This window comes from Streptomyces katrae (genome assembly GCF_000966975.1).
GTDB classification, from domain to species: Bacteria; Actinomycetota; Actinomycetes; order Streptomycetales; family Streptomycetaceae; genus Streptomyces; species Streptomyces katrae.
Genome location: NZ_JZWV01000607.1, coordinates 1 through 12,792, shown reverse-complemented (window position 1 = coordinate 12,792; position 12,792 = coordinate 1). Strand labels below are relative to the sequence as shown.

The 12,792-nt window shown below is 73.7% G+C and carries 13 protein-coding genes; 4 read left to right on the top strand and 9 right to left on the bottom strand.

Annotated elements, in window-relative coordinates; translation table 11 throughout:
• From VR44_RS21750 to VR44_RS21715, 8 genes are all read right to left on the bottom strand, one after another.
• A partial coding sequence (locus tag VR44_RS21750) for a hypothetical protein (protein WP_063778951.1) occupies positions 1 to 608 on the bottom strand: 608 nt, incomplete at its 3' end.
• Positions 609 to 695: 87 nt separating this feature from the next.
• Positions 696 to 884 carry a DUF397 domain-containing protein gene (locus VR44_RS21745; protein ID WP_045949243.1) on the bottom strand — a complete coding sequence of 63 codons (189 nt, stop codon included), beginning with the start codon at positions 882 to 884 and terminating at the stop codon, positions 696 to 698.
• Positions 885 to 1,025: 141 nt separating this feature from the next.
• A complete protein-coding gene (locus tag VR44_RS21740) occupies positions 1,026 to 1,778 on the bottom strand; it encodes a GntR family transcriptional regulator (RefSeq protein WP_045949242.1) in 753 nt (250 codons plus the stop codon).
• Between the two features lie 168 nt (positions 1,779 to 1,946).
• A complete protein-coding gene (locus VR44_RS21735; RefSeq protein ID WP_045949241.1) occupies positions 1,947 to 2,756 on the bottom strand; it encodes a type III pantothenate kinase in 810 nt (269 codons plus the stop codon).
• A gap of 3 nt (positions 2,757 to 2,759) precedes the next feature.
• Positions 2,760 to 3,737 carry a carboxylating nicotinate-nucleotide diphosphorylase gene (gene nadC, locus VR44_RS21730; protein ID WP_211275105.1) on the bottom strand — a complete coding sequence of 326 codons (978 nt, stop codon included), beginning with the start codon at positions 3,735 to 3,737 and terminating at the stop codon, positions 2,760 to 2,762.
• Between the two features lie 35 nt (positions 3,738 to 3,772).
• Complete coding sequence (locus VR44_RS21725; RefSeq protein ID WP_045949239.1) at positions 3,773 to 5,536, bottom strand: L-aspartate oxidase; 1,764 nt, start codon at positions 5,534 to 5,536, stop codon at positions 3,773 to 3,775.
• On the bottom strand, positions 5,533 to 6,540 hold the full coding sequence (gene panC, locus VR44_RS21720; RefSeq protein WP_045949238.1) for a pantoate--beta-alanine ligase: 1,008 nt from the start codon (positions 6,538 to 6,540) through the stop codon (positions 5,533 to 5,535). The genes VR44_RS21725 and panC overlap by 4 nt, the downstream gene beginning before the upstream one ends.
• Entirely contained in the window at positions 6,537 to 7,466 is a 930-nt protein-coding gene (locus VR44_RS21715) for a Rossmann-like and DUF2520 domain-containing protein (protein ID WP_045949237.1), read from the bottom strand. Before VR44_RS21715 ends, panC begins: the two co-directional genes overlap by 4 nt.
• Before the next feature lie 178 nt (positions 7,467 to 7,644).
• Here VR44_RS21715 and VR44_RS21710 point away from each other — a divergent pair, with 178 nt between their 5' ends.
• Both VR44_RS21710 and VR44_RS21705 read left to right on the top strand, forming a co-directional pair.
• The gene (locus VR44_RS21710) at positions 7,645 to 8,856 is read left to right on the top strand and encodes a threonine aldolase family protein (RefSeq protein ID WP_094191818.1); all 1,212 of its coding nucleotides are present in this window, start codon (positions 7,645 to 7,647) and stop codon (positions 8,854 to 8,856) included.
• A 202-nt stretch (positions 8,857 to 9,058) separates the two neighbouring features.
• Positions 9,059 to 9,646: a hypothetical protein gene (locus tag VR44_RS21705; RefSeq protein ID WP_157880371.1), complete on the top strand. Its 588-nt coding sequence runs from the start codon at positions 9,059 to 9,061 to the stop codon at positions 9,644 to 9,646.
• A 21-nt stretch (positions 9,647 to 9,667) separates the two neighbouring features.
• On the opposite strand, the gene VR44_RS21700 is transcribed toward VR44_RS21705, so the two are convergent.
• The gene (locus VR44_RS21700) at positions 9,668 to 9,901 is read right to left on the bottom strand and encodes a hypothetical protein (RefSeq protein WP_045949234.1); all 234 of its coding nucleotides are present in this window, start codon (positions 9,899 to 9,901) and stop codon (positions 9,668 to 9,670) included.
• A gap of 177 nt (positions 9,902 to 10,078) precedes the next feature.
• On the opposite strand from VR44_RS21700, the gene VR44_RS21695 reads away from it, so the two are divergent.
• On the top strand, positions 10,079 to 11,203 hold the full coding sequence (locus VR44_RS21695; RefSeq protein ID WP_045949233.1) for a DUF5937 family protein: 1,125 nt from the start codon (positions 10,079 to 10,081) through the stop codon (positions 11,201 to 11,203).
• 215 nt (positions 11,204 to 11,418) lie between these two features.
• On the top strand, positions 11,419 to 12,792 hold a 1,374-nt coding region (locus VR44_RS21690; RefSeq protein WP_045949232.1), incomplete at its 3' end, for a M28 family peptidase.

Here is a 12,792-nt window from a genome sequence, read left to right as displayed (position 1 = left end):
GCCGGGGGCGGGGCGGGCTTGCGGCGCGGCGGGAAGACCTCGCCCGGGGTGGGCACGGGCCTGCCGGGGCGCGGGGGCTCCTTGGGGGAGGGCTCGGGGCGGGGCCGCTCGGGGCGCGGCCCCTCCGGCCCGGGGGCCGCGGGGCCCGGCTCCTCGCGCCCGCCGGCCAGGGCGAGCAGGCGGGTGCGCGGCGCGGGGGCGGCGGCCGCGAGCCGGCGGCGTACGGAGCGTTCCGCGACGCCCTGGGCCCGTTCCAGCACGGCGGCGGCGACGGGGTTGGCCCGCAGGGCGCGCAGGGCGGACAGGTCGTCGGGGTCCGGCTCGTACCCGGCGGCGAGGGCGTCCTGGAGCAGTTCCAGGTAGCCGGAGAGGCTCCCGGGCAGGGCGCCCCGGTACCGGGCGAGGTCGTCGAGCAGGAAGGCTCTGAGCCGGCCCGCCTCCTGGACCGCTTCGTCCACCGACGCCGCGAGGCGCAGGCAGTCCTGGACCTCGGCGGCCGTCAGGGGGGCCGTGGAGGACTGGAGGGCGTGGGCGAGGCTACGCCTGAGCACGTGCAGCTCGGCGGCGCTGAAGGCCATGCCGCCGCGGGATCCGTAGGGCGTGGGCATGGGGCGAAGATACGCGCTAATCGGACAAAATCCCCTGATGACGGGGAGGTGCGGCGCGGCGTGGGCGCTCGGCGGGTGCCGCCGGGATCAGCCGGTCTGCTTCACGGACCCGATGAAATCGGCCCAGGCGGCGTGGGTGGTGGCCATCACGAGGTGCGCGGGGTCGGCCCGGTCCGCCACCCGTACGAGGGTGCCGGGGGCGGCGGCCACGTAGACGCAGGCCTCTCCTTCGCCGCAGTACGACGATTTGCGCCACTCGGTCGGGGCGTTCGTCATGGTGTCTCCTCCGTCGTGGACGACGTCGTGGACGAGGCCACGTTGCCTCTCCAGCGGGACGCTACCTCCGTCTGAGTCACACTCCGGCCACTTCCCGTAAAAAACCCGGCTGATAAATATCACTCCACCGTCACGGGGCCGTCACTCGACCGGGAAGGCGTAGGCGATCTCGTAGCGGGAATCGGGGATGACGAGGTCGGCGGTCTCCACCGGCCTTCCGTCGGAATCGATATAGGTCCGCTCGATCCGGGTGATCATCGAGCCGAGGCTGATCCCGAGCAGATTGGCCTGGTCCTGGTTGGCGCGGGCGGGGCGGGGCACCTCGACCACGGAGGTGACCGTGATGCCGATGGAGCGCATCCGGGCCACGACCCCGGCGCCGCGCATCTCGCCGGCCTCGGGGAGGACGACCGGGGTCCCGGAGGTGATGGCGAGGGGCTCCCAGGACTCGGAGAGCTCGGCGGGGCTGCCGTCGGCCATGAACTCGTAGCGGGTCATCACGCAGGGCGCGCCGGGTTCGATGGCCAGGCGGGCGGCGATCCGCTCCGGAGCGGGGACCTGGGGGTGGGTCCTGGAGTCCCAGGAGGCGGCGATGCCGTGCGCGGCGGCCTCGGAGCGGAAGGTGTTGCCGGATCCGGGGACCCGGCGGCGGGTGCGGAGCATCCGCATGCGGCGGCGCGGGGTGCGCACGTAGGTGCCGGAGCCGGCGCGGCCTTCGAGGAGGCCCTCGATGATCAGCTGCTCCATGGCCCGCTGGGTGACGCCCTGGCCGACCTCGTACTCCTCGGCGAAGCGGGCGCGGGAGGGGAGCCGGTCCCCGATCTTCCACTCGCCCGCCTCTATGCGGGCCCGGAGGGATGCGACCACCTGCAAGTACGGTGATTCACGGGGCATTTCAGTCCGTCCTCTACCGTCTCGACCCTGCCGCCCGGAAGCGCTTGCGTCAGCCGCCGACAAGCTAACCGATCAGCTTGAACCTGAGGACTCGGGATGACGGTGGGTGCGGGAGCACTCCGCCCGCCGCGCCCCGAGAGGGGGACGGGCGGGCGGAGTGCCGTGCGATCAGTCGAAGTTGGGCGCGTTGCGCTCGTACACCAGGCGCAGGCCGATCAGGGTCAGCCAGGGCTCGTGCTCGTCGACCACCGTGGTCTCCCCGAGGACGATCGGGGCCAGCCCGCCGGTCGCGATGACCCGGACGTCGTCCGGATCGCCGTCCGGGCCCACCAGGTCCCGGGCCATGCGGTGCACGATCCCGTCGACCTGGCCCGCGAACCCGTAGACCACGCCCGACTGCATCGCCTCGACCGTGGACTTGCCGATGACGTTGCGCGGCCGGGCCAGCTCGATCTTGCGCAGCTGGGCGCCGCGCATCCCGAGGGCCTCCATCGAGATCTCGATGCCCGGGGAGATCACCCCGCCCACGTACTCACCGCGCGCGGAGATCGCGTCGAAGGTGGTCGCCGTCCCCATGTCGACGACGATCGCCGGGCCCCCGTACAGCTCGACCGCCGCGACCGCGTTGACGATGCGGTCCGCGCCGACCTCCTTCGGGTTGTCCATCAGGATCGGCACGCCCGTCTTGACGCCGGGCTCCACCAGCACCGCCGGCACGTCGCCGTAGTAGCGGCGGGTGACCTCACGCAGCTCGTGCAAGACGGACGGGACCGTCGCGCAGATCGCGATGCCGTGGATCCCGTCGCCCAGTTCGCTGCCGAGCATCGGGTGCATCCCCATCAGGCCCTGGAGCAGCACGGCCATCTCGTCGGCCGTACGGCGCGGGTCGGTCGAGACCCGCCAGTGCTCGACGATCTCCTCGCCGTCGAACAGGCCCATGACGGTGTGGGTGTTGCCCACGTCGATGGTGAGCAGCACGGACTACACCGCCTCGCGCAGGTCGAGGCCGATGTCCAGGATCGGCGAGGAGTGCGTGAGCGCGCCCACCGCCAGGTAGTCCACGCCGGTCTCGGCGTAGGCGCGGGCGCTCTCCAGGGTGAGGCGGCCCGAGGACTCCAGGACGGCGCGGCCGGCGACGATCGTGACGGCCTCCTCGGTCTCCGGGACGGTGAAGTTGTCCAGCAGGATCAGGTCGGCGCCCGCGTCCACGACCTCGCGGACCTGGTGCATCGTGTCGACCTCGACCTCCACCGGGACGTCCGGGAAGGCCTCGCGGACGGCCTTGAAGGCCTGGGCGACGCCGCCGGCCGCGATCACGTGGTTGTCCTTGACCAGCGCGGCGTCCGAGAGGGACATGCGGTGGTTGACGCCGCCGCCGCAGCGGACCGCGTACTTCTCCAGCGAGCGCAGGCCCGGGGTGGTCTTGCGGGTGTCGCGGACCTTGGCCTTCGTGCCCTCCAGGACGTCCGCCCAGCGGCGGGTCGCCGTCGCGATGCCGGACAGGCGGCACACGATGTTCAGGGCGCTGCGCTCGGCCGTCAGCAGGTCGCGGGTACGGGCGCGGACCGACAGCAGCAGCTGGCCGGCCTCGACCTTGTCGCCGTCCTCGGCGTGCCGCTCCACCTCGAAGGCCTCCGTGCACACCACGGAGAACACCGCCTCGGCGATGCGCAGGCCGGCCACGACGCCCGCCTCGCGGGCCACGAAGTCGGCGACGGCCTCGGCCTCTTCGGGCACGGTGGCGGCGGTGGTGACGTCGACCCCGCCGTCCAGGTCCTCGGACAGCGCCATGTGCGCGATGTCCTCGACCTCGATCGGGTCGAGGCCCGCGTCCGCGAGCAGCTGGGCGAGCGCCGGGTCGAGGCCGCTCTCCTCGCCCTCGCCGCAGCCGCAGTCGTCGCCGCAGCCGCCTTCGTTCTGCTCGATCAGGGGGAGTTCGGGGGTGCTGCTCACGGTCAGTGCTCCTGGCTTGAGGGGTTGGCGTGGGGGAACGTCTACGGGCGGGGGGCGCCGGAGGAGGCGTCCGCGTCCACGGGCGCGTCCACGGGCGGGAAGTCCGTCGAGTCGGTGGGGGTGACGACCAGGGCCCGCCGCTCCGTCGCCGAGAGCCGCACCACCAGGTGGCGGCGCCAGGCGTCGTCCCGGTCGGGGTGGTCCTCGCGCCAGTGGCAGCCGCGGGTCTCGGGGCGCCGCTGGGCGGCGGCGACCAGGACGCGGGCCACGCACAGCAGGTTGGTCGCCTCCCAGGTGTCCACGCCCGGTTCGGCGGTCTTGCCGTGGGCCTCCAGCTCGCCCAGGGCCGTCGCGTACAGGGTCTCCAGGGCCTCGGCGGCCTCGTCCACGGACTCCGCGGAACGCACGACTCCCGCGCCCCGGGTCATGATCCGCTGGATCTCGTAGCGGGCCGTCGCGGGCTGGAGCGGGCCGGTCGCGGGCACGGGTATGCCCGGGCCGCTGCCCTCGGCGGCGCGGGAGGCGATGTCCTCGGCGATCCGCTCGGCGAAGACCAGGCCCTCCAGGAGGGAGTTGGAGGCCAGCCGGTTCGCGCCGTGCACGCCGGTGCAGGCGACCTCGCCGCACGCGTACAGGCCCGGGACGGTGGTGCGGCCGTGCAGGTCGGTGCGGACGCCGCCGGAGGCGTGGTGCGCGGCCGGCGCGACCGGGATGGGCTCGGTCACCGGGTCGATGCCGTGGGAACGGCAGGCGGCGAGGATGGTGGGGAAGCGGTTCTCCCACATCTCGGCGCCGAAGTGCCGGCCGTCCAGGTACATGTGGAGCGTGTCCTGCTCCTGCATGCGGCGGGTGATGGCCTTGGCGACGATGTCGCGCGGGGCGAGCTCGGCGAGCTCGTGCTGGCCGACCATGAAACGGACCCCGTCGGCGTCGACGAGGTGGGCGCCCTCGCCCCGTACGGCCTCCGAGATCAGCGGCTGCTGGCCCTCGGCGTCCGGGCCCAGGAACAGGACGGTCGGGTGGAACTGGACGAACTCCAGGTCGGAGACCTCGGCGCCGGCACGCAGCGCGAGGGCGACCCCGTCGCCGGTGGAGACGGACGGGTTGGTGGTCGCCGAGAAGACCTGGCCCATGCCGCCGGTCGCGAGGATCACGGCGGGGGCGTGGACGGCGCCGACGCCGTCGTGCTGGCCCTCCCCCATGACGTGCAGGGTGACGCCGGCCGTGCGGCCCTCGGCGTCCTGGAGCAGGTCCAGGACCAGCGCGTTCTCGACCGTCTCGATGCCCGCGGCGTGGACGGCCTCGACGAGGGCGCGGGAGATCTCGGCGCCGGTGGCGTCGCCGCCCGCGTGCACGATCCGGCGGCGGTGGTGGCCGCCCTCGCGGGTCAGCTCGATCTCGCCGGTCTCGGCCGAGGTGTCGAAGACGGCGCCGGCCGCGATGAGCCGGCGCACCGCGTCCGGGCCCTCGGTGACCAGGACCCGTACGGCGTTCTCGTCGCACAGGCCCGCGCCGGCGACCAGGGTGTCGTCCAGGTGCTGCTCGGGGGTGTCGCCCTCGCCGAGCGCGGCCGCGACGCCGCCCTGGGCCCATCGGGTCGAGCCGTCGTCGAGGCGGGCCTTGGTGACCACGACCGTGCGGCGGCCCGCGGCGGCGCAGCGCAGCGCGGCGGTCAGGCCCGCGATGCCGGATCCGACGACCACGACGTCCGCGTCGACGGCCCAGCCGGGGGCGGGGGCGTGCAGCCGTATGCCGGTGCCGTTACCGGCGGCGCCCGAGGTGCCTGGGTTGCCTGTGGTGCTCACGCGTGTGCTCCGAACTCCAATGGGATGTTGTCGATCAGCCGGGTCGTGCCGACCTTCGCCGCGACGGCCAGTACGGCCTGTCCGGTGAAGTCGGGGCCGACCTCGGTGAAGTCCTGCGGGTCCACCAGCGCCAGGTAGTCCAGGACCAGCGGCGGCTCGTGGCGGCCGGCCTCCTCCAGGACGTGCCGGGCCGCGGCCCGTACGGCGTCCGGCAGGCCGGCGGCACCGGTGACGGCCGCCGACACGGCGTGGGCGTCGGCGGAGGCGCGGATCTCGCCGAGCCGGGCCAGGGCGGTGGCCCGCTCGTCGCTGGCGGGCGCGGCCTCGGCCCGGGCGCGCAGCGCGGCCTGCGCCGCGAGCCGGTCGCGGCCGGCGAACAGGGCGCGGGAGAGGGCGAGGGCGACGGGGCGCTCCGCCGGGGAGAGGTAGCGGTTGCGGGAGGACAGGGCGAGCCCGTCGTCCTCGCGGACGGTGGGGACGCCGGCCACCTCGACGGGGAAGTTGAGGTCGGTCACCATGCGCCGGATCAGGGCCAGTTGCTGGGCGTCCTTCTGGCCGAAGAGGGCCAGGTCGGGCCGGGTGAGGTGGAGCAGCTTGGCGACGACGGTGAGCATGCCGTCGAAGTGCCCGGGGCGGGTGGCTCCCTCCAGCCGCTCGCCCATCGGCCCGGCGGTGATCCGCACCTGCGGGTCGCCGCCCGGGTACACCTCGTCGACGGAGGGCGCGAACACGGCGTCCGCCCCCGCGGCCTCGGCGATCGCCAGGTCGGCGTCGAGGGTGCGCGGGTAGCGGTCGAGGTCCTCGTTCGCCCCGAACTGGAGGGGGTTGACGAAGACGGTGACGACGACCTGCCCGTCCGGGCCGGCCTGCTCGCGCGCGGTACGGACGAGGGTCGCGTGGCCCTCGTGCAGGGCGCCCATGGTCATCACGACGGCACGGCGGCCGGTGCGCGGCAGCTTGTGGAGCTCTTCGGCGGTGTTCAGCAGCTGGAGCGGGCCGGTCATCGCTCCCCACCCTTCGGATCGGTGTCGGCGGTGTCGGCGGTGTCGGCGAGCACGCCGAGCAGGTCCTCGGCGAGCTCGGGCTTGAGCAGTCCGTGCGCGAGGGCCCGGTCGGCGGTGGCGCGGGCCATGGCGAGGTACCCGGCGACGGTGCCGGGGGCGTGCTCGCGCAGCTCCGAGACGTGCGCGGCGACGGTGCCGGCGTCACCGCGGGCGACGGGGCCGGTCAGGGCGGCGTCGCCGGAGCGCAGGGCGTTGTCCAGGGCGGCGCCGAGGAGGGGGCCGAGCATCCGGTCGGGGTGCTCGACGCCGGCGGTGCGCAGCAGCTCCATGGCCTGTGCGACCAGGGTGACCAGGTGGTTCGCGCCCAGGGCGAGGGCCGCGTGGTAGAGCGGGCGGCTCTCCTCGGCGATCCACTCGGGCTCCCCGCCCATCTCGATGACCAGGGCCTCGGCGGCCAGGCGCAGCTCGTCGGGGGCGGTCACGCCGAAGGAGCAGCCGGCCAGGCGCTGCACGTCGACCTCGGTGCCGGTGAAGGTCATCGCGGGGTGCAGGGCCAGGGGCAGCGCGCCCGCGCGGCGCGCGGGGTCCAGCACGGCGGTCCCGTACCGGCCCGAGGTGTGCACGAGGAGCTGCCCGGGGCGCACGGCGCCGGTCTCGGCGAGGCCCTCGACCAGCCCGGGGAGGGCGTCGTCGGGGACGGTCAGCAGTACCAGCTCGGCCCGCTCCAGCACCTGCGCGGGGGTGAGGAGGGGGACGCCCGGCAGCATCCGGTCGGCCCGGCGCCGGGAGGCGTCGGAGACCCCGGAGACGGCTACGGGGTGGTGCCCGGCCTGCTGGAGGGCGCGGGCCAGCGCCGGTCCGACGCGGCCGGCGCCGACGACTCCGACGGAGAGCCGGGCGGGGCGCTCTTGCTGCGATGAGTTCACGCGGGGAATGCCTTCCGTTCCAGTCCGCGGGGGGTACCGGACGATACGTCGCCATGCTAGGCCCTCGGCCCGGGGTACCGCCGGTCAGGCCCGGGGGTGCGGGCCGGGCCGGGAAACGGTCCGGGCCGGGGCGGGGAACGGTTCGGGGCGGGCGGGGTCCGCGGGGCATGATCGGGGGATGACTGGCGTGACGGACGAAGACGTATGTGGTGATGTGCCTGGTGACGTGCCTGGTGAGGGGGGCGTCGGGGGCGTGACGGACCCGGCCGACGAGGCGGCGCGGCGGACGGAGCGCCTCGTGACGGCGTGGCGCGGAGCCTCCCGGAGGCTGACCCGCGGCCCCCGGGAGGCGACCGTCGGGGAGCTCCTGGCGGGGCTGGCCGACGCCCCCTACGACATGGACGCCCCCGGTGACATCTACGGCGACGGGGTCGTGGCCGACCTGGAGCGGCGGGTCGCCGACCTGCTCGGCACCGAGGACGCCGCCTTCTTCCCCACCGGGACGATGGCCCAGCAGATCGCCCTGCGCTGCTGGGCGGGCCGCACCGGGAACCCGGTGGTGGCCATGCACCCCCTGGGCCACCCCGAGCGGTGGGAGGGCGGCGCCGTGTCGGCGGTCTCGGGACTGCGCACCGTCCACCCGGTGCAGGAGCCGCGCCAGCCGACGCCGGAGGAGGTCCGGGAGCACCCCGAGCCCTTCGGCACGCTGATGCTGGAGCTGCCGCTGCGTGACGCGGGCTTCCTGCTGCCCTCGTGGGAGGAGCTGACGGGGCTGGTGGACGCCGCCCGGGAGCGGGACGCGGTGGTCCACTTCGACGGGGCCCGCCTGTGGGAGACCACCGTCCACTTCGGCCGCCCCCTGGCGGAGATCGCCGGGCTGGCCGACTCGGTCTACGTGTCCTTCTACAAGTCCCTGGGCGGGCTGAGCGGGGCATGCCTGGCGGGGACCCGCGGCTTCGTGGAGGAGACCCGGGTCTGGCGCCACCGGTACGGGGGCCAGGTCTTCCGCCAGTTCCCCCAGGCCCTGTCGGCCCTGGCCGGGCTCGAGCGGGAGCTGCCCCTGCTCCCGGCGTACGTCGAGCAGGCCAGGAGGGTCGCGGGGGCGCTGCGCGAGGGCTTCGAGGCGGCCGGGGTGCCGTGGTTCCGGATCAACCCCGGGGTGCCGCACACGCACCAGTTCCAGGTGTGGCTCCCGCACGAGGCGGACCGCCTGACCGAAGCGGGCGCGCGGCTGGCGGAGGAGGAGGGCACGGTCCTCTTCGGGCGGTGGAGCGCGGAGGGCCTCGCGCCGGGGCTGTCGATGACGGAGGTCACGGTGACGCAGCCGGGCCTGGCCTGGACCCCGGAGGACGTCCGCTCGGCGGTGGCGGGGTTCCTGGGGCGGGTGTAGGGGGCGGGGGGCTCGCGGTCCGGGCCCCCGCCGTCTCCCCTTCGCGGGGATGCCGACCGGGCGCGTTGGTGTGCGCACTCCCGGTCGACATGCCCGGACGGGCGGGAGAGCATGAAGGTGAGGACTCCTTCAGGGGCCGGCCGGTACGAGCTCGTGCGTGGCCCGGGTCCTCCTCCCCCTCCCCCACAGGTGAGGACCGCCGATGAACCAGCGAACCGGCAGAACTCTGTGCACCTCCCTCATGGTCTGTTCTCTCGCCGTGGGGCCGGCCGCCACCGCATGGGCCGTCCACGCACCGGCGGCGGGACCGTCCGGCTCGGAGTGCTTCGTCGAAGCCAAGGCGGGGGACGCGGCCAAGGCGACCGTCACGGGCGGGGGATTCAGCAAGGCCAGGGGCAAGGTCTTCCTCAAGCGGACCGACGGCGAAGGCGGAGCGGTCGTCATCGTGGCCGACGACGGCACGTTCTCCTCCGGTGACGTGCCGGCGGGCGTGTACGTCGCCTCCCAGCACGGCGGTCCGAGCGTGAAGTGCGTGGGCGGGCAGGAAGCCCAGGAGATCGTCAACCAGAAGCTGATCCTCTCCGAGCAGACCCGTGGCACGCACGAGGGCTGGGCGCAGGGGAAGAAGCTGGCCGAGTCCGGTGCCTGTGACGCGGAAGCGGAACCCCCGGTGCCCAACCTCCACGGCCTCGCTCCCGATCCGGAAGGCCAGAAGAAGGCGGAAGCGGCCTACAAGAACGCCTACTCCGCCGCGTTCGACAAGGCGATCGACTTCTACTGCCACCGCTAGCCGACCGCCGTCGGGGCGCCCTCAGCAGGCCCGGGTGCCGTGCAGGAGGCGGGTCAGGGCGTGGTGCCAGCCCTGCTGCCAGGCGTGGCGCCAGGGGTGGGTGGTGGGGGCGCCGGCGACGGCGGCTTCGAACTGGGCCGCCGTGCGGACCGAGCCCAGGACGGCCAGGTCGTCGCGGCCCGGGGGCGGGGGCATGGGCGTGCCGTGCTGGGAGGCTCGGTAGGTGTCGATGAGGTACTGCTCGATCGCGGTCATGCATCCACCCTCACCCCATCGGCCGCAGTCCGCCCGTCGATTGACGGGAGGCGTCAATCGAGGGCTCCGACCTGCGGCGCAGCCCTCGCCGGGCCGCTCGGACGGATGCGGTCCGGGGGGTGTTCCCGTTCCGCACCCGGGGGTCCGGTCGGGGGCGGGGGCGGTCAGAATGGGGCGATGAGCGTGACCATCGACATCGCCGGGCTCCCCGTGGAGCGGATCTCGTTCGCGCCCTCCCCGCTCGCCGAGCTCTGCATGACGCTGCACGCGCTCTCGCAGCCCGCCCACCACCCCGGGCTGCACTCCTGGACGAGGACGACCAGGGCCTCGCTCGACCCCTGCTTGGCCGAGCGGCTCCTGGAGGCCGATTTCATGTGGCGCAGTTCGTTCTCCGACGTCTTCATGGCCTTCGCCGGCGTCCCCGGCGGCAGCGGGCTCCCCGGGACGACGCTGGCCGAGGAGCTGGACGTCCTCGACCGGATGGACGACGAGCGGTTCGTGCTGGCCGCGCTGGAGCACTGCTGGCTGGCCCTCTACAACGAGGGCGGCCAGCCGTCCCCGCTCTCCGACGCCACCGCCCGGGCCAAGGCGCTGGAGACGGCGGCCGCGCGCGGTCCGGCGCGGCTGGAGTTCACGCGGCGGCTGCTGGACGAGCCCGCGCCCGTACGCGTCTGGCTGCGACGGCTGCTGGAGGACTGCGACGAGGCCTTCTTCGCGGAGACCTGGCGGCGGATCGAGCCGCGGCAGACCGCGGACGCCCGGCGCAAGACGGAGGTGCTGCGCCACCGGGGGCTGCCGGCCGTGCTGAAGGAGGTGTCCTCGGCGCTGAGCGTGGACGCGGCGCAGACGGTGATCACCGCCGACAAGATGGTCAACGGCCAGGCCACCGCCACCGATCCGGCGGTCGGGCCCGGCCTGCTGTTCATCCCGACGAACTTCGGCTGGCCGCACCTGCTCGTGCTGCACGCGCCCGGCTGGATGCCGGTGGTCCACTACCCCCTGGAGTCCCCGGAGCTGGCCTCGGAGCCGCCGTCGGTGGAGCAGGTGCAGCGCCGGATGGAGGCGCTGGCGCACCCCATGCGGATGATGCTGTGCCGCAGCCTGGCACGGGCCCCGTACACGACCAGTGAGCTGGCCCGGGTGTACGGGACATCCGCGCCGGAGGTCTCCCGGCACCTGTCCGTCCTGAAGCGGGCCGGGCTGATCCATACGCGCCGTCAGGGCCGTTACGTTCAGTACCAGTTGGATCTGTCCGTGGTCGCCCGGATAGGACCGGACCTCATCGAGGGCATCCTCCGGTGAGGTCCGGGCCGATCCGGGGTGCGGACAGTGGCCGGTTTTCGCCGTTCTCCGGCGGCGCAGACGCACCGATATCCGGATTTCACAAACCGGAAGCAGTGAAAAGTCTGGCGACGGCGGCCGCTTGCTGCCTAACGTGCCCCCACCGCTCACCTCCGTAGTCGCTTCACTCGCAGTCGCTTCACTCGCAGTCGCTTCCGTGCCGTGAAAGGACTTTCATGCCTTCTCGCCGTATAGCCGCAGCCACCGCCGCCCTGGCGGCCGCGGCCCTCGTCTCCCCGCTGCTCCTCGCCGGCCCGGCCGGCGCGTCGGGCCCGCAGAGCGATGCCGCCCGGGGTGAGGCCCTGGCCAGGAAGCTGGTCAAGGAGGCGACGGGCAAGGGTGCCAACAACCACCTGAAGGTCTTCCAGTCGATCGCCGACTACAACAACGGCACCCGGGTGGCGGGTTCGAAGGGGCACGAGCAGTCGGCCAAGTACGTGGAGGGCGTGCTGAAGGCCGCCGGCTACGAGGTCTCGCGCAACGAGTTCGACTTCGTGTACGTCGAGACGATCGCCGAGACGCTGAAGGTCAACGGCGCGAACGGACGCGACGTCCCGCTCAAGCTGATGACGTACACGGCGAGCGGCCCGGAGGGCGGGATCACCGCCCCGGTCGCCGTCGTCCCGGTCGACGCGGACGGCTCCAACGGCTGTGACGCCGCCGACTTCGCGCCCGGCGCCTTCACCGGGAAGATCGCCCTGGTCAAGCGGGGCGGCTGCACCTTCGCCACGAAGCAGGCGAACGCGGCGGCGGCCGGCGCGGTCGGCGCCGTCATCTACAACAACACCGCGGGCTCCCTGAACGGCACCCTGGGCGACCCGAACGTCGGCAAGGTCCCCACCGGCGGCATCAGCCAGGCCGACGGCGAGAAGCTGGCGGCTGAGGCCGCGGCCGGGCCGGTGGAAGTGACCCTCGACGTCCGCCAGTTCCGGGAGAACCGCAAGACCTGGAACGTGATCGCGGAGACGAAGGGCGGCGACCCGGAGAACACGGTCTTCCTCGGCGCCCACCTGGACTCGGTGGCGGCCGGCCCGGGCATCAACGACAACGGCTCCGGCTCGGCCGGCATCCTCCAGGTCGCCCAGCGCCTGGCGGGCGAGCAGAAGAAGATCAAGAACAAGGTCAAGTTCGCCTGGTGGTCGGCGGAGGAGTTCGGCCTGCTCGGCTCGGAGGCGTACGTGGCCTCGCTGACGCCGGAGCAGAAGAAGCAGATCAAGCTCTACCTGAACTTCGACATGATCGCCTCGCCCAACGCCGCCTACTTCGTCTACGACGGCGACGACTCCGACAAGGTCGGTTCGGGCCCCGGCCCGGAGGGTTCGGCGCAGCTGGAGAAGCAGATCACCGACTTCCTCGACGCGCAGAAGATCCCGCACGAGGGCAGCGACTTCACCGGCCGCTCGGACTACGGCCCGTTCATCGAGGCGGGCATCCCGTCCGGCGGTACGGACACGGGCGCCGAGGGCATCAAGACGGCGGCCCAGGCCGCGAAGTTCGGCGGTCAGGCGGGTGTCGCCTACGACGTGAACTACCACGGCAAGGGTGACGAC

Coding starts and splice junctions, on each gene's coding strand:
- panC (WP_045949238.1), bottom strand. CDS start 6,540: ATGACCGGCCCGCTCCAGCTGCTGAACACCGCCGAAGAGCTCCACAAG.
- VR44_RS21710 (WP_094191818.1), top strand. CDS start 7,645: ATGACTGGCGTGACGGACGAAGACGTATGTGGTGATGTGCCTGGTGAC.
- VR44_RS21705 (WP_157880371.1), top strand. CDS start 9,059: ATGAACCAGCGAACCGGCAGAACTCTGTGCACCTCCCTCATGGTCTGT.
- VR44_RS21695 (WP_045949233.1), top strand. CDS start 10,079: ATGAGCGTGACCATCGACATCGCCGGGCTCCCCGTGGAGCGGATCTCG.
- VR44_RS21700 (WP_045949234.1), bottom strand. CDS start 9,901: ATGACCGCGATCGAGCAGTACCTCATCGACACCTACCGAGCCTCCCAG.
- VR44_RS21740 (WP_045949242.1), bottom strand. CDS start 1,778: ATGCCCCGTGAATCACCGTACTTGCAGGTGGTCGCATCCCTCCGGGCC.
- VR44_RS21745 (WP_045949243.1), bottom strand. CDS start 884: ATGACGAACGCCCCGACCGAGTGGCGCAAATCGTCGTACTGCGGCGAA.